23 protein-coding genes are annotated in these 22,960 nt (G+C 74.5%); 15 read left to right on the top strand and 8 right to left on the bottom strand.

Going from position 1 to position 22,960, the window contains the following annotated elements:
- Positions 1–2: 2 nt before the first annotated feature.
- Positions 3–428, bottom strand: coding sequence for a D-aminoacyl-tRNA deacylase (dtd, locus tag K7472_RS09320; protein WP_222975990.1), 426 nt, complete (start codon positions 426–428; stop codon positions 3–5).
- A 514-nt stretch (positions 429–942) separates the two neighbouring features.
- Between dtd and K7472_RS09315 the strand changes: the two genes are divergently transcribed.
- The 6 genes from K7472_RS09315 (at position 943) to K7472_RS09290 (ending at position 7,210) form a co-directional block, all read left to right on the top strand.
- Entirely contained in the window at positions 943–1,539 is a 597-nt protein-coding gene (locus tag K7472_RS09315; RefSeq protein WP_252395290.1) for an RsiG family protein, read from the top strand.
- Between the two features lie 52 nt (positions 1,540–1,591).
- Positions 1,592–2,566 (top strand): asparaginase, encoded by a 975-nt coding sequence (locus tag K7472_RS09310; RefSeq protein WP_222975988.1) that lies wholly within the window; start codon positions 1,592–1,594, stop codon positions 2,564–2,566.
- Between the two features lie 147 nt (positions 2,567–2,713).
- A complete protein-coding gene (locus K7472_RS09305; protein ID WP_222975987.1) occupies positions 2,714–3,982 on the top strand; it encodes a GNAT family N-acetyltransferase in 1,269 nt (422 codons plus the stop codon).
- A gap of 145 nt (positions 3,983–4,127) precedes the next feature.
- Complete coding sequence (locus K7472_RS09300; protein WP_308013824.1) at positions 4,128–4,976, top strand: NAD(P)H-binding protein; 849 nt, start codon at positions 4,128–4,130, stop codon at positions 4,974–4,976.
- A gap of 294 nt (positions 4,977–5,270) precedes the next feature.
- Entirely contained in the window at positions 5,271–6,164 is an 894-nt protein-coding gene (locus K7472_RS09295; protein WP_222975983.1) for a dihydrodipicolinate synthase family protein, read from the top strand.
- Positions 6,165–6,169: 5 nt separating this feature from the next.
- Positions 6,170–7,210, top strand: a complete 1,041-nt coding sequence (locus tag K7472_RS09290; RefSeq protein WP_222975980.1) for an aspartate-semialdehyde dehydrogenase — start codon at positions 6,170–6,172, stop codon at positions 7,208–7,210.
- Positions 7,211–7,246: 36 nt separating this feature from the next.
- Here K7472_RS09290 and K7472_RS09285 read toward each other — a convergent pair whose 3' ends face one another.
- Positions 7,247–7,948, bottom strand: coding sequence for an alpha/beta fold hydrolase (locus K7472_RS09285; protein WP_222975978.1), 702 nt, complete (start codon positions 7,946–7,948; stop codon positions 7,247–7,249).
- Between the two features lie 233 nt (positions 7,949–8,181).
- Between K7472_RS09285 and K7472_RS09280 the strand changes: the two genes are divergently transcribed.
- The 3 genes from K7472_RS09280 to K7472_RS09270 all read left to right on the top strand — a co-directional run bounded on the left by K7472_RS09280 (position 8,182) and on the right by K7472_RS09270 (position 11,046).
- Complete coding sequence (locus K7472_RS09280) at positions 8,182–9,441, top strand: methyltransferase (protein WP_222975975.1); 1,260 nt, start codon at positions 8,182–8,184, stop codon at positions 9,439–9,441.
- Positions 9,442–9,520: 79 nt separating this feature from the next.
- Positions 9,521–10,123 (top strand): cysteine hydrolase family protein, encoded by a 603-nt coding sequence (locus K7472_RS09275; protein ID WP_222975973.1) that lies wholly within the window; start codon positions 9,521–9,523, stop codon positions 10,121–10,123.
- Positions 10,120–11,046, top strand: coding sequence for an oxidoreductase (locus tag K7472_RS09270; RefSeq protein WP_222975972.1), 927 nt, complete (start codon positions 10,120–10,122; stop codon positions 11,044–11,046). Before K7472_RS09275 ends, K7472_RS09270 begins: the two co-directional genes overlap by 4 nt.
- 85 nt (positions 11,047–11,131) lie before the next feature.
- Here the strand turns inward: K7472_RS09270 and K7472_RS09265 are convergent, their stop codons facing one another.
- Together K7472_RS09265 and K7472_RS09260 are read right to left on the bottom strand one after the other, a co-directional pair.
- Positions 11,132–11,815 (bottom strand): class I SAM-dependent DNA methyltransferase, encoded by a 684-nt coding sequence (locus K7472_RS09265; protein ID WP_222975970.1) that lies wholly within the window; start codon positions 11,813–11,815, stop codon positions 11,132–11,134.
- Between the two features lie 50 nt (positions 11,816–11,865).
- Positions 11,866–12,939 (bottom strand): MerR family transcriptional regulator, encoded by a 1,074-nt coding sequence (locus K7472_RS09260; protein WP_222975968.1) that lies wholly within the window; start codon positions 12,937–12,939, stop codon positions 11,866–11,868.
- Positions 12,940–13,306: 367 nt separating this feature from the next.
- Between K7472_RS09260 and K7472_RS09255 the strand changes: the two genes are divergently transcribed.
- A complete protein-coding gene (locus K7472_RS09255) occupies positions 13,307–14,083 on the top strand; it encodes an oxidoreductase (RefSeq protein WP_222975966.1) in 777 nt (258 codons plus the stop codon).
- Between the two features lie 34 nt (positions 14,084–14,117).
- Here the strand turns inward: K7472_RS09255 and K7472_RS09250 are convergent, their stop codons facing one another.
- Complete coding sequence (locus tag K7472_RS09250; protein ID WP_222975965.1) at positions 14,118–15,065, bottom strand: LysR family transcriptional regulator; 948 nt, start codon at positions 15,063–15,065, stop codon at positions 14,118–14,120.
- 204 nt (positions 15,066–15,269) lie between these two features.
- Here K7472_RS09250 and K7472_RS09245 point away from each other — a divergent pair, with 204 nt between their 5' ends.
- The 3 genes from K7472_RS09245 to K7472_RS09235 all read left to right on the top strand — a co-directional run bounded on the left by K7472_RS09245 (position 15,270) and on the right by K7472_RS09235 (position 16,856).
- Entirely contained in the window at positions 15,270–15,695 is a 426-nt protein-coding gene (locus tag K7472_RS09245) for a helix-turn-helix domain-containing protein (protein WP_222975963.1), read from the top strand.
- A gap of 126 nt (positions 15,696–15,821) precedes the next feature.
- Positions 15,822–16,367, top strand: a complete 546-nt coding sequence (locus tag K7472_RS09240) for a hypothetical protein (RefSeq protein ID WP_222975961.1) — start codon at positions 15,822–15,824, stop codon at positions 16,365–16,367.
- A gap of 129 nt (positions 16,368–16,496) precedes the next feature.
- Entirely contained in the window at positions 16,497–16,856 is a 360-nt protein-coding gene (locus K7472_RS09235) for a DUF2516 family protein (protein WP_222976149.1), read from the top strand.
- A gap of 33 nt (positions 16,857–16,889) precedes the next feature.
- Here K7472_RS09235 and K7472_RS09230 read toward each other — a convergent pair whose 3' ends face one another.
- Both K7472_RS09230 and K7472_RS09225 read right to left on the bottom strand, forming a co-directional pair.
- On the bottom strand, positions 16,890–18,416 hold the full coding sequence (locus K7472_RS09230; protein WP_372457945.1) for a PP2C family protein-serine/threonine phosphatase: 1,527 nt from the start codon (positions 18,414–18,416) through the stop codon (positions 16,890–16,892).
- 141 nt (positions 18,417–18,557) lie between these two features.
- Complete coding sequence (locus tag K7472_RS09225) at positions 18,558–19,364, bottom strand: class I SAM-dependent methyltransferase (protein ID WP_222975959.1); 807 nt, start codon at positions 19,362–19,364, stop codon at positions 18,558–18,560.
- A gap of 253 nt (positions 19,365–19,617) precedes the next feature.
- Here K7472_RS09225 and mshA point away from each other — a divergent pair, with 253 nt between their 5' ends.
- Both mshA and K7472_RS09215 read left to right on the top strand, forming a co-directional pair.
- Positions 19,618–20,970: a D-inositol-3-phosphate glycosyltransferase gene (gene mshA / locus K7472_RS09220; RefSeq protein WP_372457944.1), complete on the top strand. Its 1,353-nt coding sequence runs from the start codon at positions 19,618–19,620 to the stop codon at positions 20,968–20,970.
- A gap of 17 nt (positions 20,971–20,987) precedes the next feature.
- A complete protein-coding gene (locus K7472_RS09215) occupies positions 20,988–21,548 on the top strand; it encodes a type III secretion system chaperone family protein (RefSeq protein WP_222975957.1) in 561 nt (186 codons plus the stop codon).
- Here the strand turns inward: K7472_RS09215 and K7472_RS09210 are convergent.
- Positions 21,488–22,885 carry an MDR family MFS transporter gene (locus K7472_RS09210; RefSeq protein WP_222975955.1) on the bottom strand — a complete coding sequence of 466 codons (1,398 nt, stop codon included), beginning with the start codon at positions 22,883–22,885 and terminating at the stop codon, positions 21,488–21,490. The two genes, K7472_RS09215 and K7472_RS09210, sit on opposite strands and share 61 nt — an antisense overlap.
- Positions 22,886–22,960 lie beyond the last annotated feature (75 nt).

The following is a 22,960-nucleotide window of genomic DNA, read 5'->3' as shown; positions in this document are numbered from 1 at the left end:
GCTCAGACCTCGACGACCAGCGTGAACGGGCCGTCGTTGGTCAGCGACACCTTCATCGAGGCGCCGAACCTGCCGGTCTCCACCTGCGCGCCCAGTGCCCGCAGCTGGGCGACCACCTCGTCCACCAGCGGTTCCGCGACCGGGCCCGGCGCGGCCGCGTTCCAGGTCGGGCGGCGGCCCTTTCGGGCGTCCCCGTACAGCGTGAACTGGCTGATGACCAGCAGCGGCGCCCCGATGTCGGAGCACGACCGCTCCTCGGGCAGGATCCGCAGCGACCACAGCTTCCGGGCGAGCTGGGCCGCCTTGGCGGGGGTGTCCTCATGGGTGACGCCGACCAGGACGCACAGCCCCGGTCCGGTGATCTTGCCTACGGTCTCGCCGTCCACGGTCACGGCGGCCTCGGTCACTCGCTGGGCTACGGCACGCATGCCACCCATTGTCCAGGGGCGGAACGCGGCGACACACACCACTCCCAGGGGTGAATCCGGCGCACCCGCGCCCCGGCGCGTACGCCCGGGCGACAGACCTGGAAGCCAAGAGCGCCGGGGCCGTTCGGGTGCAGAGGCGCTGCGCCCCGGCGGCGGGCGGTGGCACGATCTGATGCGAGGCGACGCCGAGGGGGCCCGTGCGGTGTCGCCCCTACGGAGGGGACGCGCACAGATGACCACGACCGGCACCGGACCAGCCTCCGGCGCCACACCGGCGACACCGGCCACCCCGGCGGTCCCGGACACCACCGCCACGCCGCCGACGGCGCCCGGGACACCGGCACCGCCGCACATATCCGCCGCCCCCGCGGCGCGGGACGCGGGCCCGGCGCCCGTACCCGCTCCCGGAGCGGAACCGGTACCACCACCCCGTACAGCCGACCCGTCCCGTGACCCAGCCCGTGACCCGTCCCGTAACCCATCCCGTGACCCATTTCGGACCGAGGAAGGCCGCATGTTGCAGGCCGACGCGCTCAACCCCCGCACGCCGCGGCCCCGTCCGCCGCACTCCACGGCCGTCGCCGACGGCGCCGGCCCGCAGGCCCCGCCGCCCTTCGACCGGCTCACCCTGGCCCAGCTGCGTGCCCTGCGCCGCGACGGGCAGCGGGAGGAGGCCGACCTGTCCTACCTGCGGCGGCTGCTCCACGGCCGGATCGACATCCTGCGGGCCGAGCTGGGCCGCCGCGGCGAGCCGGACGGCCCGGTGCCCGCGGAGCCGGACAGCCCGGTGCTGGACCGGCTGCCGGAGATCCTCACCGACGGGCCTTCCCGGGTGCGGTCCTCCGCGCGCCACGTGACGCTGGGCACCCCGCACAGCGAGGAGTACCGGCGGCTGGCCGAGGAGATGCTCGGCGACGTCGAGCTGTCGGACCTGGCCGCCCGCACCGACCAGGAACTGCACGCGGCGATGGCCCGGCTGGTCGGCCACGAGCAGGAGGTCTCCCGGCTGCGCAGGCGGCTCCAGGCCACGGTGGACGGGTGCAGCGGGGAAATCACCCGCAGGTACCGTGAGGGGGAAGCACACATCGACGACCTGCTCTCCGGCGGCTGATCCCGCGGGGAGGGGTCGCACCCCCCCTCCCTCACCCCCCGGAGAGCCGACGATGACCTCCCTCACGCCGCCCGTTCCCGTGCCCGCCGAGCCGCCCGTCCTCGCCGAGGTCGTGCGCTCCGGCTTCACCGAGGGGCGGCACCGGGGTTCGCTGGTGCTGCTGGACGCGGACGGCGGCGTGCGGCTGGCGCTGGGTGAGGTGAGTGCACCGGTCTTCCCGCGGTCCAGCAACAAGCCGATGCAGGCCGACGCACTGCTGCGGGCCGGTCTCGACCTGGACGGGGAACTGCTGGCGCTCGCTGCCGCCAGCCACTCAGGAGAAACGTTCCATCTTGAGGGCGTGCGGAAGATCCTGGCCGGGGCCGGGCTCACCGAGGACGCCCTGCTGACCCCGCCCGACCTGCCCCTCGACCACGAGGAGGCGGAGGCCTGGCTGCGTAGCGGAGGCCGCCGCGAGCGGGTGCTGATGAACTGCTCGGGCAAGCACGCGGCCATGCTCGCGGTGTGCGTGCGCAACGGCTGGCCGCTGGACAGCTACCTCGACCCCGGCCACCCGGTGCAGCAGCTGGTGCTGGAGGTCGTGCGCGAGGTCTCGGGGGAGCCGGTGGACACCGTCGGCGTGGACGGCTGCGGCGCGCCGCTGATGGCGCTGAGCCTGACCGGGCTGGCCCGCGCCTTCCGCTCGTACGTGCTCGCCGACCCGGGCACCACGCGCCGCGCCGTCGCCGACGCGATGCGGGCGCACCCGGAGTACGTGGCCGGCACCCGGCGCCCCGACACCTGGCTGATGCGGGCCGTGCCGGGGGCGCTGTCCAAGATGGGGGCCGAGGCGGTGCAGGCGGTGGCGCTGCCGGACGGCCGGGCGCTCGCCTTCAAGATCGAGGACGGTGGCGGCCGCGCGCTGGGTCCGGTGCTGGCCCGGGCGCTGCGGATGACGGGCGTCGAGGGCGAGGTCGTCGACCGCATAGGTGACGCGCCGCTGCTGGGCGGCGGCGTGCGGGTGGGCGAGGTGCGCGCGGCGTTCTGACGCGGGGCGCGTGACGCTCGCGGACGCGGGGCGCGTGACGCTCGCGGACGTGCGGCGCGGGACGCTCGCGGAGGTCGGCGGGGGCGCTCGCGGGGGCGGGCGGAAACTCGGGTGCGCTCCCGGCGCGTCCGCCCCTAGCCTGCGGTCATGAGCCATGATCGGGGCCAGGACGACGGCGTGGACCTGCGCGCGGTGGACGAGGACGGGTACGCCGCGTGGACCCGCGCCTGCCACAGGGGCTTCCTGCGCTCCGCCATCACCGACGAGGACCTCGCCCTGTCCCCCTCGGTGCTGGAGATGGTCCCGGGCCGCGTCCTGGGCGCGTACGACGGCGACCGCTGCGTCGGCACCTTCCGGACCTTCTCGCGCGAGCTGACCGCCCCCGGCGGCGGTCTGCTCACGGCCTGCGCGGTCAGCTCGGTCACCGTGACCGCCACGCACCGCAGGCGCGGGCTGCTCGGCCGGATGATGGCGCGGGAGCTGCCCGCGGCCCGCGACCGCGGCGAGGCGGTGGCCATCCTGATCGCGGCGGAGTACCCGATCTACGGCCGGTTCGGCTTCGGCCCCGCGACCTGGACCACCGAGTGGACGGTGGACGTGCCGCGCACCGGGCTCGGCCGCTACGAGCCGCCGCGCGGCGGCCGGGTGGACCTCGCGGAGGCCGCCGAGGTCCGCGCGGCCGGTCCCGCCCTGCACGACCGTTTCCGCCGGTCGGTCCCCGGCGCGATCAGCAGGGACGCGCGGTGGTGGCAGGTGAACACCGGCGAGATCCAGCCGCCGATCCGGCAGTGGAGGGACCCGTTCTACGCGCTCTACCGGGACGACTCGGGACGCGTCGACGGCCTGCTCGTCTACACCGTCGAGGACATCTGGGAGGGCAAGCTCCCGCAGTGCCCGCTGACCGTCCGGCACGCGCTGGCCGCCACCCCCGAGGCCGAGCGCGCGCTGTGGCACTACGCGCTGTCGGTCGACTGGACGGCGAAGCTGCACACCGGCCCGCGACCCCCGGACGACGTGCTCCCGCTGCTGCTGGGCGACCCGCGCGCGGCCCAGGTGACCACGCACGGGGACTACATGTGGCTGCGGGTGCTGGACGTCCCCGCCGCGCTGCGCGCCCGTTCCTACGGCACCACCGGCTCGCTGGTGCTCCGGATCCACGACGAGGCGGGCATCGCGGGCGGCCGCTACGAGCTGAACGCGTCCACCGAACCCGGCGCCAGCGAGGTGCGCACCACCACGCGGGACGCCGATCTGGCCATGGACGTACGGGAGTTGGCCGCCCTGTACCTCGGCGACGAATCGGTGGTGCGGCTGGCGACGCTGGGCCGGATCGAGGAGCTGACGCCCGGCGCGGCCGCCCGCGCCGACCTGCTGACGCGCACCTCGCGCAGGCCGTGGTGCCCGGACATGTTCTGAACCGTCTCCGGCCGCGAAGGCAGTCAACGCCCTTACGCATGGGGCGTGTTGGCGCGGCAGGGGCTGGCCCGAGCCGCGCGTCCGTGGTGGGGTGGCAGGACGACCACCCGCAAGGACAACCCCGGAGGGCAACATCGTGATCGTCGTGACGGGCGCGACCGGCAACGTCGGACGCAGTCTGGTGGACCAACTCCTCGCGCGTGACGCCCCGGTGCGCGCGCTGACCCGGTCGCCCGAACGCGCCGGACTTCCCGAGGCGGCCGAGGTGGTACGGGCCGAGTTCGGCGCGGACGACGAACCGTCGCCCTCGCTCTTCGAGGGCGCCGACGCGGTCTTCCTCAACCTCGCGGCCACCGGCCCGCAGGCCGGGACCCGGCTGGTGGACGCGGTGGCCAAGGCGGGCGTGCGGCGCGTCGTGCTGCTGTCGTCGGCCGGAGTGACCGACACCCCGGCCGACGAGCACAACGCGATCGCCCACATGCACGCCGTCGTGGAACGCGCGATCCGCGCCTCCGGGCTGGAGTGGACGTTCGTCCGCGGCGGCATGTTCGCCACCAACACCCTGGAATGGGCCGAGGCCATCCGCACCACCGGCGTCGTGCGCGGCCCCGGCGCCGCCGCCCGCTCCGCGCCGGTGCACGAGGCCGACCTCGCGGCGGTCGCGGCGGAAGCCCTGCTCGATCGCGTCGGCACCCACGACGGCCAGGTCTACCTGGTCACGGGACCCGAGGCGCTGACCGCCCAGCAGATGCTGGACGTCATCGGTGCGGCCACCGGGCGCACCCCGCGCTACGAGGAACTGTCGCGGGACGAGGCGCTGGCCGCGATGACCGCGCGGGGCCTGCCGCTGCCGTTCGCCGAGGCGCTGGTGGACTGGTCGGCGAAGTCGCCCGACCGGGCCTCCGCGGTCTCCCGGGACGCCGAACGCGTCACCGGCCGCCCGGCGCGCACCTACGCGGAATGGGTCGCGGACCATGTGGCGGACTTCGCGTAGGCGTCCCTCGTGGGACGCCGCCGGACGAATGAACGACGAATGAACGGGGGGCACGTTCTCAGCGGGGGCACGTCTTAGCGTTGCTTAGTCGTGTCCCGCAGATCAATTAACTGGACCTGAAGCGTCCGCCTGCGCGAGGCTCGCGGCATGGAGAGCGCGAGTGCGGGCGGCGTGAGTGCGGGTGGCGTGCGTGCGGGCGGCGCGAGTGGCGGCGTGCATGCGGACAACGCGAGTGCGGCGTCGACGGAGCCGGGTGCGGACCCGGGCACGCCGGGTCGGCGGGTGACGGGCGGGATGCACGTCCCGCTCGTCACCCCGTTCGCGGCGGACGGCGGCGTGGCCCTCGACGCGTTGGAGGCGCTGGCGCACGAGGTGCTGGACGCGGGCGCCGCGGGCCTGGTCGCGCTCGGCACCACGGGCGAGCCGTCCGCGCTCGACCCCGACGAGCGGCGGGCGGTCATCGGGACGGTGGCCCGGGTCTGCGACGAGCGCTCGGCCGCGCTCACCATCGGGGTCGGCGGTGGCGACGGCACCCGTGCCACCGCCGCCGCGCTGGAAGCGCTCGGCCGACGGTGGCCGCGGGCCGCCGCGCTGGTGCCGGTGCCGTCCTTCACCCGGCCCTCGCAGGCCGGCGTGGTCGCGCACTTCCGCGCCCTGACCACCGGCCCCGGCGTCCCCCTCGTCGTCTACAACGTCCCGTACCGCACCGCCTGCCATCTCGGCGCCGACGCGCTGCGCGAGATCGCCGCGCTGCCCCGGGTCGCCGCCGTGAAGCAGGCGGTCGGCGGCGTGGACGCGGACAGCGTGGCGCTGCTGGCCGATCCGCCGCCGGGCTTCGCGGTGCTGGCCGGGGACGACGTGTTCGCCCCGGCGCTGCTGGCGCTCGGCGCGCACGGCGGCGTCCTGGCCTCCGCCCACGTGCTGACCGGGCGGTGGACGCGGCTCGCCGAGGCGTGGCGGGACGGCGACGCCGCGCTCGCCCGGTCGCTGGGCGCGGGGCTGTCCAGGGTGGCCGGGCGGCTGTTCGCCGAGCCGAACCCGTCCGTGATCAAGGGCGTCCTGCATGCTGAGGGGCGTATCCCCACGGCGGCGGTACGGCTGCCGCTGCTGCCCGCGAGCGGGGCGGCGGTGGAGGCGGCGCGGCGCGAGATCGAGACCGCGCGGGCACAGTGGGAACCGGAAAGGTGAGGCGGATGAAGGTCGGAATCGTAGGAGCCACCGGGCAGGTCGGCGGCGTGATGCGGCGGGTGCTCCAGCAGCGCGCGGCCGAGGGGCTCGGACTCGTGGTGGACGAGCTGAGGCTGTTCGCCTCGGCGCGTTCCGCAGGCCGCACGCTGCCCTGGCGGGACGGCGAGATCGTGGTCGAGGACGCTGACACCGCGGACTACCGGGGCCTGGACATCGTGCTGTTCTCCGCGGGCAAGACCGCCTCCCTGGCGCTCGCGCCGCGTGTCGCCGAGGCCGGCGCGGTCGTGGTCGACAACTCCTCCGCCTGGCGTCTCGACCCCGACGTGCCGCTGGTCGTCTCCGAGGTCAACCCGCACGCGGTCGCCGACCGCCCCAAGGGCATCATCGCCAACCCCAACTGCACCACCATGGCGGCCATGCCGGTGCTGCGCCCGCTGCACGAGGAGGCCGGGCTGACCGCGCTGGTGGTCGCCACCTACCAGGCGGTCTCCGGCAGCGGCCTCGCGGGCGTCGCCGAACTCGCCGACCAGGCCGAGGCGGCGGGCGGCCAGGCTCGCCAACTCACCTTCGACGGCGACGCGGTGGACTTCCCCGTGCCCAAGGTCTACGCCCGGCCCATCGCGTTCAACGTGCTGCCGATGGCGGGCTCGCTGGTGGACGACGGCTCCGGCGAGACCGACGAGGAGCAGAAGCTGCGCAACGAGAGCCGCAAGATCCTGGAGATCCCCGACCTCGCCGTCTCCGGCAGCTGCGTGCGCGTCCCGGTCTTCACCGGCCACTCGCTCCAGATCAACGCCCGCTTCGCCCGGCCGCTCACGCCGTCGCGCGCGTACGAACTGCTGGGCGGCGCGCCCGGCGTGGCGCTGTCGGAGATCCCCACCCCGCAGCAGGCGGCCGGACAGGACCCGACGTACGTGGGACGGGTGCGCGCCGACGAGACGGTGGAGCACGGCCTGTCGCTCTTCTGCTCCAGCGACAACCTGCGCAAGGGCGCGGCGCTGAACGCGGTGCAGATCGCGGAACTGGTGGCGGCGGAGCTTTCCTGACGTCAGGTCAAGTACGACTTGATGCAGACGGGTTGATCAACGATGGGGGTGGCGCGTTCCGTCCGGGAGGAAGCCGTTCAGGGTGGCGGTGAAGTCCTCCGGGCGGCACGCGTGCACCCGGTGGCCGCACGGGATGGTGACCAGGCGGCTGTCCGCGACCCGGCGGGCCATCTCGGCTATCCGGTCCTGGGGCACATGGCTGCGCGATCCGCCCGCCACGAACAGCGTCGGCGCGGTGATCGCCTCCAGTGCGGCCGGCCAGTCCGCCGGCGGCCGGGCCAGCTGGGCGTGCGTGGCGGTCACCGCGTCCCAGTCGAAGTCCGGTTCACCGTCCGGGTGTTGCGGGGTCGCGGTGTCGCGCGGGAACGGCGGCGGGGTGTCCTCCAGCACGAGGCGTTCCACCCGGTCGGGGTGCTTGGCCGCGTAGAGGTACGCGACGACGCCGCCCATCGAGTGCCCGACCAGCGTCGGCCGTTCCACGCGCAGGGCGTCCAGCAGCGCGCCCAGGTCGTCGCGCATCAGCTCGAACGCGTACTGCCCCGGGCGGTCGCTGCGCCCGTGGCCGCGCAGGTCGGGCACGAACACCCGGTGACGGCGGCCCAGTTCCTCGGCCACCACCGCCCAGTCGGAACCGTCCTCGCCGAGCGCGTGCAGCAGCACCACCGGCGGCCCGCCAGGGTCGCCCGACACCCGGCAGGCCAACCGGATTCCTCCGGCATCGATCATGCGCAGGTCCATGGCCGCGAAGCTACAGCGGTTGCGCGGCCGCGACCACACCGCGACGGGCAAAGCACAGGCATTGGTCAGGGCAAGGCGGGCACGGCCCCCGGCATGGGGGAGCCCAAGCGGGCAGGCCGGCGGGGGTGGGGCTGCCGCGGGCGCGGTGCTGCCGAGGAACCGGAGCGGTGACGGCGCGGGCGGGACGGGCGTGGCTCGGGGCGCGGACGCGGCTCGGTTAGCCTGGCGGGACGATGAACCGCTTCACGACCGGCTGGGGCGCGTACGACCTGACGCGCTTCCCCGAGGACCCTCGCGACACCCTGCGGGCCTGGGACGCCGCCGACGAGTACCTGCTGCGGCACCTGCGCGACGAAGGCGTCCGGCTCGACGGCCCCGATTGCCCCGGCCGTCCCGACGGGGCCGTCGTCGCGCTCGGCGACCGCTGGGGCGCGCTGGTCACCGCGCTCGCCGCCGCCCGGCCGGTCCAGATCACCGACTCGTACCTCACCCAGTGCGCCACCCGCGCCAACCTGCGCCGCGCGGGCGTCCCCGACGACGCCGTGACGCTGCGCTCCACCCTGGACGAGCCGCCCGCGCGCGTCGGCGTGCTGCTGGTGCGGGTGCCCAAGAGCCTGGCGCTGCTGGAGGACCAGCTGATCCGGCTGGCGCCTTCCGTGCACGAGGGCACGGTGATCGTCGGCGCGGGCATGGTCAGCGAGATCCACACCTCGACCCTGAAGCTCTTCGACCGCGTGCTGGGCCCGACCAGGACCTCGCTGGCGGTGAAGAAAGCACGGCTGATCTTCTGCGCGCCGCGTCCCGCTGCCAGAGCCGGCGGAGCCGCCGGACCGGCTCCCGGAGCCGCCGAATCCGCTTCCAGTGCCGCCGGACCCGCGTCCGGAGCCGCCGCGCCCGCCGACCCCTGGCCGCGCTCCTACGTCCTGCCCTCCGACGCGGGCGCCGCCTCCGGCCTGACCGTCGTCAACCACGCCGGGATCTTCTGCGCCGACCGCCTCGACATCGGCACCCGCTTCTTCCTGAACCACCTGCCCGAGCGCTCCGGCGCCGACCGGATCGTGGACCTCGGCTGCGGCAACGGCGTCGTCGGCACGGCCGCGGCGCTCGCCAACCCCGGTGCCACCGTCACGTTCACCGACGAGTCCTACCAGGCGGTGGCCTCGGCGCGGGCCACGTTCACCGCGAACGCGGGCGAGGAAGCGGCGGGGGAGCGGGCGCGGTTCCTGGTGGCGGACAGCCTCGCCGGTCTTGAGCCGGACAGCGTGGACCTGGTGCTGAACAACCCGCCGTTCCACTCGCACCGGGCCACCACGGACACCACCGCGCGCCGCATGTTCGCCGACGCGCGGCGCGCGCTGCGCCCCGGCGGCGAGCTGTGGGTCGTCGGCAACCGCCACCTCGGCTACCACATCCGCCTGCGCAGGCTCTTCGGTGACTGCGAACTCGTCGTGGGGGACCCGAAGTTCGTGATCCTGCGAGCGGTGAAACGCTGACCCGTGGCCGCGCGGAGGTAGGGTCGCTCGCGTCGATCATGCGTCCCGCACACCCGACGTCCCCCATCGGAGGCCCCACATGACCCCTTCCGTCGCCACGGTCGAGCCGGGCAGGACCGCGTTGCTGGTGATGGACTTCCAGGCGTTCATCGTCGAGCGGCTGGACGAGCAGGAGTCCGGTGCGCTGGTGCGGCGGGTGGCCGACGCCATCGCCACGGTCCGCGCGGCGGGCGGGACGGTCGGCTACGTCCGGGTCGGCTTCACGCCCGAGGAGGTGGCGGCGGTGCCCGCGCGGAACAAGGTGTTCACCGGGTACGCGGCCGCCGGCGGGCTGCCCGCGGAGGGCCCGGGCAGCGCGGTGGTCGGCGAACTCGCCCCGCGGGACGGCGACATCGTGGTCCGCAAGACCCGCGTCGGCGCCTTCTCCACCACCGACCTGCACGAGCAGCTGTCCCGGCGGGACATCGACACCCTCGTGCTCGCCGGGATCTCCACCAGCGGCGTCGTGCTGTCCACGATCCGCGACGCGAGCGACCGCGACTACCGGCTGCTGGTGCTCTCCGACGGCTGCGCCGACCCGTCGGCGCGCGCCCACGAGGTGCTGATGGAGGACGTCTTCCCGCGCCAGGCCGACGTCGTCGGCGTCGCGGAACTGCCCTACGTCCTCGGCACGGCGAAGTGACACGCCCCGCTCGCGCCCAGCAGGCCTCCGCTCCCGTCACCGCCGACGCCGCAGGCACTTGGCGGCTCGGCGACCTGACCGTGCACCGGATCGGCTACGGCGCCATGCGCACCACGGGCAGCGGGCCGTTCGACCGGGGCGTGCCCAGTGACCGGGGGCGGGCGATCGCCGTGCTGCGGCGCGCGGTCGAGCTGGGCGTCAACCACGTCGACACCGCCGCCTTCTACTTCTCCGCCCTGCGCTCCGCCAACGAACTGATCAACAGCGCGCTCGCCCCGTACCCGGACGACCTGGTCATCACCACCAAGGTCGGCCCCGGCCGCGACCCGTCCGGCGACTGGCACTGGGCGAGCCCGGCGCAACTGCGCGGCCAGGTCGAGGAGAACCTGCGCCAGCTGGGCCGCGACCACCTCGACGTGGTCAACCTGCGCATCCGCAGGAGCGAGGGCGTCGAGGCGTTCGCCGAGGCCTTCGGGGCGCTGGCCGCGCTGCGTGACGCGGGACTGATCCGCCACCTCGGCATATCCAATGTCACCGTCGACCACCTCACCGCGGCCCGCGCCATCGCCCCGGTCGTCTGCGTCCAGAACCCCTACGGCCTCGACACCCGCGAAGCCGACCCGCTGCTGCGCGCCTGCGGTGAACTGGGCATCGCCTTCGTGCCGTTCTACGCGATCGCGGGCGAGGGCAAGGAGGCGGGCGTGACGCGGCGGGAGAACGAGACCGTGCTCGCGGTCGCCCGGGCCCACGACGCCACGCCCGCCCAGGTCCGCCTGGCCTGGACCCTGCACCGGGGACCGCACGTCCTGGCCATCCCCGGCACCGGCAGCCTCGACCACCTCACCGAGAACGTCGCGGCGGGCGCGCTGCGGCTGACGTCAGGCCAACTCGCCGCGCTGGACGGGGTGATGGCGCGGGGGTAGGCGGATCGCGTCGGGGGGCGACGGGACGCGGTCAGGTCTGCGCGGTCGGGGTCCAAGGCCCGCGGTCAGGGCTTACGGCACGCGGTCAGGGCTTGCGGGCCAGCACGTACGCCTGCGGGACGCGCTCGGTCCCGGTCGCCTCCCGTACGACGACGGCCTCGACGGCGAAGCCCGCGTCCGCCAGCTGTATGCGTACGCGTTCCGGTTCCATGCGGTGGAAGTCCAGCGCCACCGGGCGGCCGAACGGCTCGGTCACCCTGAACGGCTCCTCGCCCACCTGGAAGGCGAGTTGGAGCCGGCCGCCCGGGGCGAGCGCCCGGTGGAACCCGGCGAAGACCTCCGGGTGGCGCGCCGGGGGCACGTGGATCACGGAGTACCAGGCGACGAGCCCGCCCAGCGAGCCGTCCGCCACGTCGAGCGCGGTCATCGACCCCTCGGTGAACCGCACGTCGGGGTGGGCCTCGCGGGCCAGGGCGAGCATGGCGGGGGAGAGGTCCACCCCGAACACGTCGAGCCCGAGCGAGCGCAGCGTCCCGGTCAGCCGTCCGGGCCCGCAGCCGACGTCCGCGACGGGCCCGCCCCCGTTCGCGAGCACGCCCTCGGCGAACACCCCGAGCGCGGCCCGGTCCCAGGGCCGTTGCGGCAACTCGTCCCGGAAGCGGGCGACGTAGTCCTCGGCCACGGCGTCGTAGAACTCCCGTGCCCGGGCGAGGAATCGGGGTGCCTCCGGGGTCGCGGCCGGGTCGGCCCCGGCGGTGGTCTCGGTCATGAGGCAGACCCTAGTGCTCGCCTCTGACACTCCCGCCGGGGCCGCGTGGCCTACGCCTCGACCACGTCCGCGACGACGCAGCTCACGTTGTCCGGCCCGCCCGCGCGGTTCGCCGCGGCGACCAGGTCGAGCACCGCCTGCCGCGGTTCGTCGCAGGCGCGCAGCACCCGTTCGATCTCCCGCGACGCGACCACCCGCGACAGCCCGTCCGAGCACAGCAGATAGCGGTCCCCGGGCAGGGCGTCGTGCAGCCGCAGCTGCGGGGTCGGGTCGCCGCCCTCGTACAGCGCCCGCAGCAGCAGCGACGCCTGCGGGTGCGAGGCGGCCTCCTCCTCGGTCAGCCGCCCCTCGTCGAGCAGGGACTGCACGAGCGTGTGGTCGGTCGTGACGCGGAACAACCCGCCGTCGCGCAGCAGGTACGCGCGGCTGTCGCCGATGTGGACCAGCGCGAGGCGTGAGCCGTCCAGCAGCATCGCGGTGAGCGTGGTGCCCGCCTCGGTGTCGCCCCCGGTGGCGTCGCGCACGGCCCGCCCGGCTTCCTCGACCGCGTCGTGCAGCGCGTCGAGCAGGCCGCCCGCGGGCAGCCCGTCACCGGACTCCAGGCGGCGCAGGGCCTGGACGGCCGCGGCGCTCGCCGGACCGCCGGAGGGGCCGAAGCCGTCGGCGACCGCCAGCAGGCGGGACCCGGCGTAGGCGGTGTCCTGATTGCTCTCGCGGACCCGCCCGGCGTCGGACAGGGCGGCGTAGCGGATGGCGTACGGGGACGTGATGGACGGTGCGGACACGGGTGCCTCCTCGTGGGACAGGTGGGAGACGAGGAAGGCGGCCAGATCGCGTCGCTCGGCGGTGGCCGCCTCGACCTCGGCCCAGTACGCGCGCACCTCGGCCGCGGCGCCGGCCGCGTCGAGCCCGCAGACGGACCGGATCCGGGCCAGTGGCATCCCGAGCCGCCGCAGCCAGGCCACCAGCCGGGCCCGGGGCAGCTGCGCCGGGTCGTAGAGCCGGTAGCCGCTGACCGGGTCGACGCGGGCCGGGACCAGCAGCCCCAGCTCGTCGTAGAGCCGCAGTGCCTTGGCCGACAGCCGTGAGGCCCGGGCGAACGCCCCGATGGTCAGCAGTTCCATGTGCCGTGCCCTCCTCGTCGCCGGACGGCCCCTTCACGACCTCCGGCGCCCTCGATGCTGCGGTCTGCCCCAAGGGCAAGGTCAACCACGGCCGCGGTACACCCCGCGGTGCGCCGGGTGCCGCGGTACGCCGCGCGGCGCCCGCCGCACTCCGTGAGATGCCACGCGCCCGACGGCGGGGTTCCCGCCCTCGGACCAACGGGACAACGGGACAACGGGACGCATTCGCACCGGCGGAGGGGCCGGAACGCCATAGGGATCTCCTATGGCGCCCGCTGCTTATTCGTCTTTGCCGCGCGTTCCTTTCCGTACGTACGGTGAAACAGCTCGACCGGGCGGATTTCACGCGATCGAAAGGGCCGGTGGGATGACCACGACCGAGAACGTATCGGGAACACGGGAACTCGAAGGAAAGCGGGCCCTGGTGACGGGCGGTTCGCGCGGTATCGGAGCCGCTGTCGTGCGGCAACTCCTGGACGCCGGTGCCGAAGTGCTCACGACCGCGAGGTCGGCGACGAGCACGGTGCCGGAAGGGGCCGCCTTCGTCGAGGCCGACGTGCGGACCCGGGCCGGGGCGCAGGCGCTCGCCGCCACCGCGCGGGAGGTGCTCGGCGGGGTGGACATCGTGGTCCACAACGCGGGTGGGGCGCGGCCGTACCAGGACGCCGCGGCCATTCCCGACGAGGAGTGGCAGGAGGCACTGGACCTGAACTACCTCGCGTCGGTGCGACTTGACGCGCTGCTGGTGCCGGGGATGCGGGAGCGGCGTTCGGGGGCGATCGTGCACGTCTCGTCGGCCGCGGTCCACACGCCCATGGGGCCGTTCCTCCACTACACGGCGGCGAAGGCGGCGTTGGAGAACTACAGCCGTGGACTGGCCCTGGAACTGGCCCCGTTCGGGGTCCGGGTCAACACCGTGACCCCCGGCAGGGTCGCCACCCCCGGCGGCGAGGCGACCCGGGAGCAGTGGGCGCGCCTGGACACGGCGCCGGGGCGGACCGGCGCCGACGACACCGTGCCCCTGGGCCGCGAGGGACGGCCCGACGACATCGCCCACGCGGTGCTCTTCCTCGTGTCCGGCCGGGCGAGCTGGCTGACCGGAAGCAGCCTCGTCGTGGACGGCGGCGAATTCCCCCGAGGGTGACGGCGGCGGAACTCCGGAATCGCGGAACGCCGTTTCACCGTACGAGGAATTCTGCGGATTTCATGCTCGCTGCTTCTTCGGCCTCCAGGGTGCAGGCGAAGGGAGAAAGGATTTCGGGCCAGGTCTCCTGGCGCAGGAATGCGAGCAGTGCCGTCTCCGCCGGTCCCGCGTCGTTCCGGAGCACGGCGATGACGGGCTGGGACACCGCCGGGGACACCAGGCGCACGAGGTGCTCGTGACCGTGCGGCACCGCGGAGGCCGGAACGAGCGTCACCCCCAGCCCGTGGGCGGCCCAGCGCACGGCCGTCGCCGTCTGGGACACGCGGGCGGCGGTGGCCGGGGTCATCTCGTTCTCCCGCAGCACCTCCAGCAGCACGCCGTCCAGCGCGCTGTCCCGGTCGAACCTCACCCACGGCTCCCGCGAGAGGTCGCGCAGTGCGACCCGGTCCGCGCCGAGAAGCGAGTGCCCGGCGCCCAGGACCACGACGAACTCCTCGTCCCCGAGGTGGTGGGCGTCGGCGGGAGTCCGTTCGCACGCCGCCATCAGGGCGAGGTCCAGCGCGCCCCGGCGCCCCAGCCGCTCCAGCTCGGCGGAGCTCGGCTCCTCGAAGACGGTGACCTCCAGCCGCGGGAAGCGGCGCCGCAGCGCGCTCAGCGCACCCGGTAGCTGCCGCGTGCCGAAGCCCATCTGCACCGCCACCACCAGCTCGCCCACCAGCTCGTCGGCACCGGCCCGGGCCGCCGCCCGCGCCCGCCGCGCCGCGTTCACCGCGCTCTGCGCCTCCCGCAGGAACACGCGGCCGACCACGGTGGGCACGAGCCCGGTCGGCGTGCGGGCGAACAGCTCCACGCCGAGCTCCCGCTCCAGGCCGCGGATCTGCTGGGACACCGACGGCTGGGCGACGTGCAGCACCTCAGCCGCCGCCGTCACCGAGCCCTCCTCGGCCACCGCCAGGGCGTACTCGAACTGACGAAGACTCATCGCTCCCGACCCTTCCCCGCGACGGACCGCGGCCCAGGACGTCAACGCCGCAACAGCGAGCAACCCCCTTCGGCCGCGGGGGATTCCCGAAAGGGGGTCGGAGGGGCCGCCGGGCCGGGGAGGCGATCGACCACGGCCCAGCCGAGGAACACTCTTGCAAGCGCTCTGCTTGCAAAAGTTAGCGAACGGTGGCACGGTCGAGGTATGGCCTCTCTGAACGTCGGGAGTCTCGGCGAGTACCTGCGCGAGCAGCGGCGCAACGCGCAGCTGTCGCTGCGGCAGCTCGCCGACGCCGCCGGGGTCTCGAACCCGTACCTCAGCCAGATCGAGCGCGGGCTGCGCAAGCCGAGCGCCGAGATCCTCCAGCAGTTGGCGAAGGCGCTGCGCATCTCCGCCGAGACGCTCTACGTGCAGGCCGGAATCCTCGACGAGCGGGACCGTGAGGGGGTCGAGGTGCGGACCGCGATCCTCACCGACCCGTCGATCAACGAGAAGCAGAAGCAGGTGCTGCTCCAGATCTACGAGTCCTTCCGCCGCGAGAACGGCGTGGCCGACGCCCCGCCGGACAGCCCGCCGCCCGCCCCTCGCCAGAGATCCGGCGGCGACGACGTGCCCGGAATCCCCGAATGATCCGGTAGACCTGGTTTCAGGCGGTTTTCCTCCGGAAGGCGTTCGGCCCGCCGGGCAGCAGTACACGTACGCGCAACACCCGACGCGGTAACCCCAGACGACAGACAGCAGACGAAGAGGACCCTCATGGCGATCACCGACAACGTCCGCAAGGCCCTGGCCGACGCCACCCCGCTGTACGCGGCGGCCGGCACCGTCGACCTGGCGGCCGCGAAGCTGCGCGAAGTTCCCCCGCTGCTGGAGAAGCTGCGCGACGAGGCGCCCGAGCGCCTCGGCAAGGTGCGCGCCACCGACCCGAAGGTCGTCCAGGAGCGGGTCACCCAGCAGGCCAAGGACGTGCAGACCCGGCTGACCGAGGTCATCGGCGGCGTCGAGCTGGACCTGCGCAAGCTGCGCGACAACGCCCAGGACTTCGCCCTCCAGCAGGTCGGCCGCGCCGCCGAGTACGCGGTCAAGGCGGGCGAGACCTACAACGGACTGGTCGACCGCGGCCGTGGCGCGGTGAAGACCTGGCGTGGCGAGGCCGCCGACCACGTCGAGGACCTGGCCGTGGTCATCGAGGCCCCGGCCCCCGCGCAGCCCTCCGCCGAGCCCGCGCAGCCGGTCCGCAAGCCGGCCGCCGCCAAGCGCACCACCCCGAAGAAGCCCACTCCGGCCAAGCCCGCGGAGTGACGTCGCCCGCACGGGCGACCACCACCGAGCCGTGTTGACGGGCCGGGCACGCACGAGGTGCCCGGCCCGTTGTACGGGTACGGTGGCGGCGGACAGTGGGCCACGGTGGACGACAAGGTGGTGGACGGGATGTTGATCGAAGGCTTCGCGGGCGTGTTCGCCCTGCTCTCCTGGGCGCTGTTCGGCCTCGCGCTCTTCGCGTTCGTCAACGCGGCGATCCAGCGCGAGGACGCCTACCGCGCCGCCGACAAGAAGAACAAGGGCTTCTGGCTGATCATCCTGGGCATCGCGGCCGTGGTGATGAAGCTGTTCTCGATCCTGTCGATACTTCCCGTCGTGGGCCTGGTGGCGGTCATCGTCTACATCGTGGACGTGCGGCCCGCGCTCAAGCAGGTCTCCGCCGGCAGCCGCCGCACCGGCCGATTCCTGGGCGGCAGCAAGCGCGGCAGCAGCAGCGACGGCCCGTACGGCCCGTTCAACCGCCGCTGAGTTTCAACCGCCGCTGACCCCGGGCCCGCCGCCTCAGGTCCGTTCGACGGCTCCGCAGCGTTCGAGCAGCACCGTCGCCACGTCGTCCGTCAGCTCGCCGCCGTTGAGCTCGCCCGCCTCGGTGACCGTGGCGTCCAGCAGCGCTTCGCCCCGCAGGCCCGCGGTGACGTGCCGTTCGACCAGCTCGACCATCCCGTCCGTGCCGAGCCGGGCGGTGCCCTCGCCGATCCGGCCCTCGATCAGGCCGTCGGTGTACAGCAGCAGGCTCCACGGCTCGCCGGGGCGGCCCAGTTCGACGTCGAGGCAGCCCCACTCGGCCTCCGGCAGCAGTCCCAGCGCCGGGCCGCCGTGCTCCTCGTACGGCATCAGCCGCGCCGCGCGCCCGGGGCGGATCAGCAGCGGCGACGGGTGCCCGGCCAGGGCGAGCGAGGCGCGCCGTCCGTCCGGGGCGATGTCCAGCGTGCACAGCGTCGCGAAGATCTCGTCGTCCGGCCGCTCGCACTCCAGGACCCGTTGCAGCGTGCTCAGCAGCCGGTCGCCGCTCAGGCCCGCGAAGGTCAACGCGCGCCAGGCGATGCGCAGTTCGACGCCGAGCGCGGCCTCGTCGGGGCCGTGACCGCACACGTCGCCGATCATGGCGTGCACGGTGCCGTCCGGGGTGCGCACGACGTCGTAGAAGTCGCCGCCGAGCAGCGCGCGGCTGCGGCCGGGCCGGTAGCGGGCGGCGAACCGCAGGTCGTCGGTGCCCGCCAGCAGCGGCGTGGGCAGCAGGCCGCGTTCCAGACGGGCGTTCTCCTGGGCCAGCAGGCGGGTCTCGGTGAGCTGGAGGTGCGCCATGTCGGCGCGCTTGCGCTCGACCGCGTAGCGCATGGCCCGGTTGAGGAGCGAGGCCGTCAGCTCGTCGCGGAAGAGGTAGTCCTGCGCGCCGACGCGGACCGCCTCGGCGGCGAGTTCGGCGTCCTGTTCGCCACCGGCCAGCGCCAGCACGGCCGTCGTCGGTGCCAGGCGCAGAAGCGCGCGCAGCGGGGCGAGGCCGCACGTGGGGCGGGCGCCGTCGCCCCCGGCCTCCGCGCTCTCCAGGCCGAGGTCGAGCAGGACGCACGAGACGTCGTCGGTCAGCAGGCGCTCCGCCTCGGTGAGGTTGCGGGCGCGGCGGATGCGGACGCGGTGGCCCGCGGCGTCCACGAGTTCGGGTGCGGCGAAGGAGCCCGTCGGGTCGTCGCCGACGACGAGCAGGGTGAACGGCGCCGGGGCGGGCGGCTCCGGTCGGGAACCGGCGGCCCGCTGGCGCGGAAGCGCCACCGGGCGCTGGTCGGGCGCGGCGGTGGCGTGCTGGTCTGACTGCCGGTCGGTGGACCGCCCGGTAGCGGACATCACGTGTCGATCCTTCCCTCCCCCGAGGGTGTGGCGGCCGTGGAACGTCCTGCGGTCGCCGGGCATGCCTGGCGACGATAGCGGCCCGCACGGACCGCCCGGGAGACCGCGACGCGCGACGGCCGCGGGCATATCCGCCGGTCGGAGCGGGTTTCCGGGCGACTCGGGGCGAGCCGGGCATGACATACATCACGGGTCGTGGCAGGGGGAGGCCGGAACCGCGTGCCCGGAAACGCGCGTCCCCGGACCGCTTCAGTCCCGCCCCGGTGGCCATCCCTCCGCCAGCGCCCCGGCCACCCCTTCGTCAGCGCCCCGGCCACCCCTCCGTCAGCGTCCCGGCCATCCCTCCGGCGCCAGTGCCTCCCACCGCACCGTGATCTCGCCCTGCCGCCAGCGGGTCGGGCCGTCCGCCAGGGGCCAGCCGCCGTCCCGCAGCGCCCGCACCGCCCGGATCCAGCGCTGCCGCGCGCCCAGCGCCGCGAACGGGGCCGCGGCCGCCCACGCGCGGTCGAAGTCGGTGAGGAAGGTGTGCACCCGTTCGCCCGGCACGTTGCGGTGGATGAGCGCCTTGGGCAGCCGTTCCGCCAGGTCGGAGGGGCGCTCCAGGGATCCGAGCCGGGTGGCGAACGTCACCGTGCGCGGACCTGCCGGCCCGAGCGCCACCCACACGTGCCGCCGCCCGATCTCGTCGCAGGTGCCCTCGACCAGCAGCCCGTCCGGCGCCAGCCGCCCGCACAGCCGGGCCCAGACCGCGGCGACCTCGCCCTCGTCGTACTGCCGCAGCACGTTCGCCGCCCGGATCAGCGTCGGCCGCACGCCGTCCGGCAGCGGCACCTCGAAGCCGCCGTGCGCGAACGCCAGCCCCGGCCGCTCGTAGGGCACCGCCGCCGCGACCCGCGCCGGGTCGATCTCGATGCCGACCACCCGCGCGTCCGCCCGGACCGCCCGCAGCCGTTCCAGCAGCTCGACGGCGGTCCACGGCGCGGCCCCGTAGCCGAGGTCGACGGAGACCGGCGCGGGCTCGGCGCGGCGCAGGCGGGCGGCCTGGGTGGCGGCGATCCAGCGGTCCATCCGGCGCAGGCGGTTGGGGTTCGTGGTCCCGCGGGTAGGCGCCCCGACGGGTTTGGCAGGCATGCGCCGAGCTTAAGGGGCCGCCCGGCGGGGCCCGGCCGCTCCCCGTGGCGGCTCCGGCCCCGGGTGTTCTGGCGGCCCGCCCCGGACGTCCCCGCCCGGCCCCGGGAACAACCTCCGTGACAGCGTGGTTACGGGTTATGGCTCAGGCTGACGCCGGATGACCGTACGGGGCGCGGAGGCGACCGTAGGGGACGATCGCGCGGGTGTCCGCCCCGGGCCGTGGCAGACCTCAAGCCGTAGGAGGAGACCGCCGGTGAGCCAGTACGTGCCCCGCCTGGGCGCGCGTCGCGCCCGCACGCACACTCACGGTGTCGTCCCGCGCCGCATGCGCCGCGCCGGCGCCGCGGGGGTCAGACGCGTCGCCATGCTGAGCGTCCACACCTCCCCGTTGCACCAGCCCGGCACCGGTGACGCGGGCGGGATGAACGTCTACATCGTGGAACTCGCCCGCCGCCTCGCCGACCTGGGCATCGAGGTCGAGGTCTTCACCCGCGCGACGACCGGCGGCCTGCCGGACGTGGTGGAGCTGGCCCCCGGCGTGCTGGTCCGGCACGTCGACGCCGGGCCGTACGAAGGCCTCGCCAAGGAGGACCTGCCCGCGCAGCTGTGCGCGTTCACGCACGGCGTGATGCAGGCGGAGGCCTCGCAGCGGCCCGGCTACTACGACCTGGTGCACTCGCACTACTGGCTGTCCGGCCACGTCGGCTGGCTGGCCGCGCAGCGCTGGGGCGTGCCACTGGTGCACGCGATGCACACCATGGCCAAGGTGAAGAACGCCGCGCTGGCCGAGGGCGACACACCCGAGCCCGCGGCCCGGGTGATCGGCGAGACGCAGATCGTCGAGGCGGCCGACCGGCTGGTCGCCAACACCGAGGAGGAGTCGGAGGAGCTGGTACGGCACTACGCCGCCGCCCGCGAGAAGGTCGCCGTCGTCCACCCCGGCGTCAACCTGGAGCGCTTCCGTCCGGCGGACGGCCGCGCCGCCGCCCGCGAGCGCCTCGGACTGCCGCAGCACGCGCTGGTCCCGCTGTTCGCCGGCCGGATACAGCCGCTGAAGGCGCCGGACGTGCTGCTGCGCGCGGTCGCGTTGCTGCTCGAAGAGGTGCCGTCACTGCGGCAGCGGCTGGTGGTCCCGGTGGTCGGCGGGCCCAGCGGCAGCGGCCTGGCCAAGCCGGAACGGTTGCAGAAGCTGGCGGCGCGGCTGGGTCTGTGCGACGTGGTGCGGTTCCAGCCGCCGGTGGAGCAGGACCGGCTCGCGGACTGGTACCGGGCGGCGAGCGTGCTGGTGATGCCCTCGCACAGCGAGTCGTTCGGCCTGGTCGCCATCGAGGCGCAGGCGTGCGGCACGCCGGTCGTCGCCTCGGCGGTGGGCGGGCTGCCGGTCGCGGTGCGCGACGGGGTCAGCGGCTTCCTGATCGACGGGCACGACCCGGCGGACTACGCGAGGGTGCTGCGGCGTTTCGTGGACCGCCCGCAGCTCGTCGAAGAGTTGGGCACGGCTGCCGCCCACCACGCCCGCGCGTTCGGCTGGGACGCCTCCGCCGCCGCGACGGCCGACGTCTACACGGGTGCCGTACAGCACCACCGGCTGGCGGCGCGAGCCTAGGCCCTACGATCGGCCCCATGGCGAGCGCGAGCGAGGCGGAACGGACGCAGGAGGCGGCGTGCCGCGTCCTTGAGCAGGTCTTCAAGGACGCGGAACTCGACTGGGAGCACCCGGAGGGCTCACCGCGCACGTACGTGGTGACGCTGCCCGGCACCCGCAAACTCGCCACGACCTGCGCGTTGACGGTCGGCCGCCACACGCTCGCCGTCAACGCGTTCGTCGTGCGCCACCCCGACGAGAACCACGAGGCGGTCTACCGCTGGCTGCTGGAGCGCAACGTGCGGATGTACGGGGTGAGTTACTCGGTCGACCGCCTCGGCGACGTCTACCTCACCGGCCGCCTCCCGCTGTCCGCGGTGACCCCCGAGGAGGTCGACCGGCTGCTGGGGTCGGTCGTGGAGAACGCGGACGGAAGCTTCAACACCCTGCTGGAGCTGGGCTTCGCGGAGGCGATCCGCAGGGAGTACGCGTGGCGGACGTCGCGGGGGGAGTCGACGCGGAACCTGGAGGCGTTCCGTCATCTGACGGGAGAGGGGACGTCGGGGGAGGAGCGGTCGCCGGAGTCGGGGGAGGCGTAGGCGCCGGGGGCATGGGCGGCCGGGGCGTGGGCGGCTGGACGGGAGGTCGTCGCGGGGTGGGCGGCTGGACGGGAAGGGGCCGCGGGGTCGGCGGGATCGCGGGGGCGGTCGCCACGACTCCGCAGCAGCAGCCAGTAGCCCAGCGCCGCCACCGTTCCCACGCCCGCGCAGGCGAGCCACATCGCGCTGCCCCAGGCCTGCAACGCGACGCCGCCCGCGAGCGGTCCCACGAACGACGCCGCCGACCACGCCAGCGTGTACATGCCCTGATAGCGCCCCCGGGCCCGGGTCGGCGACATCTCCGTGACGACCGCGGTCGAGGTCGGCGCCTGGAGCATCTCGCCCAGCGTCCACACGACCACCGTCAGCGCGTAGAACCCGGCCGACCCGGCGAAGGCGGTCAGCCCGAACCCCCACCCCAGCAGCAGCGCCGCCGCCACCAGCAGCCCGGTCCGCCCGCGCCCCCGCGTCAGCCGGGTCAGCGGGATCTGGAACAGCACGATCAGCAGCCCGTTCAGCCCGATGACCAGGCCGTACTGACTGGGCGTCAGCCCGGAGCGGCCCATCGACACCGCGAGCGTGGTGGTCCCTTGCTGCGTCACCGTTCCCAACAGGAACGTGATCCCGACGAGCGCCATGAACCGCCGGTCTCGCAGCACGTCGACCAGGCTCCCCGGCGCCTCGACGACTGTGCTGGTCACCGTGGTTGACGGCATCGACTCCGGGATACGGACGAAGACGACGAGCGCGCACAGCACGGTGGTGAGCGCGTCGAGGAGGAAGAGCAGCAGGTAGCCGTGGGCCGCGATGACGCCCGCACCGGCCGCGGAGACGCCGAAACCGATGTTGATCGCCCAGTAGTTGAGCGAGAACGCCCGCAGCCGGTCCGGCGCCGGCACCACGTCCGCCATCATCGCCTGCACGGCGGGCCGCGAGGTGTTGCTCGCCACGCCGACCGCGCAGGCCACCGCCGCGATCGCCACCGGCCCGCGGACGAACCCCAGCGCGGCCGTCGCGACCGCAGTGCCCAGCTGCGCCGCGAGCATCGTCGAGCGCCGCCCCCAGCGGTCCGCCAGCACCCCGCCGAGCAACGCCCCACCGGCCCCGCCGAGCCCGTAGAGCGCGCCGACCAGACCCGCGTACGCCGCGGGGTAGCCGCGGTCGACGGTGAGGTAGAGCGCGAGGAAGACGGTGACGAAGCCGCCGAGCCGGTTGATCAGCGTGCTGGTCCACAGCCACCAGAAGGCGCGCGGCAGCCCGCCGGCGGTGTCGCGGGCGGCTCCGGCGAGCCGGGCGGAGAGCGGTACGGATCCGGATCCTGAAGCGGCGGCGGCCAAGGTGATTCCCCCGATGGATGTGGTGCGGCTGGATGTGGTGCGGCGTGGCGCGGTGCCCGTCGCCGACCGGAACGC

The organism is Streptantibioticus parmotrematis, assembly GCF_019890615.1.
GTDB lineage: Bacteria > Actinomycetota > Actinomycetes > Streptomycetales > Streptomycetaceae > Streptantibioticus_D > Streptantibioticus_D parmotrematis.
This window is presented reverse-complemented; position numbering and strand designations above follow the sequence as displayed.

Excerpts from the sequence above, each read along its gene's own strand:
- K7472_RS09260 (WP_222975968.1), bottom strand. The coding sequence starts at position 12,939 with ATGGAACTGCTGACCATCGGGGCGTTCGCCCGGGCCTCACGGCTGTCG.
- K7472_RS09250 (WP_222975965.1), bottom strand. The coding sequence starts at position 15,065 with ATGAGTCTTCGTCAGTTCGAGTACGCCCTGGCGGTGGCCGAGGAGGGC.
- K7472_RS09275 (WP_222975973.1), top strand. The coding sequence starts at position 9,521 with ATGACCCCTTCCGTCGCCACGGTCGAGCCGGGCAGGACCGCGTTGCTG.
- K7472_RS09255 (WP_222975966.1), top strand. The coding sequence starts at position 13,307 with ATGACCACGACCGAGAACGTATCGGGAACACGGGAACTCGAAGGAAAG.
- dtd (WP_222975990.1), bottom strand. The coding sequence starts at position 428 with ATGCGTGCCGTAGCCCAGCGAGTGACCGAGGCCGCCGTGACCGTGGAC.
- K7472_RS09230 (WP_372457945.1), bottom strand. The coding sequence starts at position 18,416 with ATGTCATGCCCGGCTCGCCCCGAGTCGCCCGGAAACCCGCTCCGACCG.
- K7472_RS09225 (WP_222975959.1), bottom strand. The coding sequence starts at position 19,364 with ATGCCTGCCAAACCCGTCGGGGCGCCTACCCGCGGGACCACGAACCCC.
- K7472_RS09295 (WP_222975983.1), top strand. The coding sequence starts at position 5,271 with ATGCACGTCCCGCTCGTCACCCCGTTCGCGGCGGACGGCGGCGTGGCC.
- K7472_RS09235 (WP_222976149.1), top strand. The coding sequence starts at position 16,497 with ATGTTGATCGAAGGCTTCGCGGGCGTGTTCGCCCTGCTCTCCTGGGCG.
- K7472_RS09265 (WP_222975970.1), bottom strand. The coding sequence starts at position 11,815 with ATGACCGAGACCACCGCCGGGGCCGACCCGGCCGCGACCCCGGAGGCA.
- K7472_RS09285 (WP_222975978.1), bottom strand. The coding sequence starts at position 7,948 with ATGGACCTGCGCATGATCGATGCCGGAGGAATCCGGTTGGCCTGCCGG.
- K7472_RS09290 (WP_222975980.1), top strand. The coding sequence starts at position 6,170 with ATGAAGGTCGGAATCGTAGGAGCCACCGGGCAGGTCGGCGGCGTGATG.
- K7472_RS09245 (WP_222975963.1), top strand. The coding sequence starts at position 15,270 with ATGGCCTCTCTGAACGTCGGGAGTCTCGGCGAGTACCTGCGCGAGCAG.
- K7472_RS09310 (WP_222975988.1), top strand. The coding sequence starts at position 1,592 with ATGACCTCCCTCACGCCGCCCGTTCCCGTGCCCGCCGAGCCGCCCGTC.
- K7472_RS09280 (WP_222975975.1), top strand. The coding sequence starts at position 8,182 with ATGAACCGCTTCACGACCGGCTGGGGCGCGTACGACCTGACGCGCTTC.
- K7472_RS09305 (WP_222975987.1), top strand. The coding sequence starts at position 2,714 with ATGAGCCATGATCGGGGCCAGGACGACGGCGTGGACCTGCGCGCGGTG.
- K7472_RS09240 (WP_222975961.1), top strand. The coding sequence starts at position 15,822 with ATGGCGATCACCGACAACGTCCGCAAGGCCCTGGCCGACGCCACCCCG.
- K7472_RS09315 (WP_252395290.1), top strand. The coding sequence starts at position 943 with ATGTTGCAGGCCGACGCGCTCAACCCCCGCACGCCGCGGCCCCGTCCG.
- K7472_RS09215 (WP_222975957.1), top strand. The coding sequence starts at position 20,988 with ATGGCGAGCGCGAGCGAGGCGGAACGGACGCAGGAGGCGGCGTGCCGC.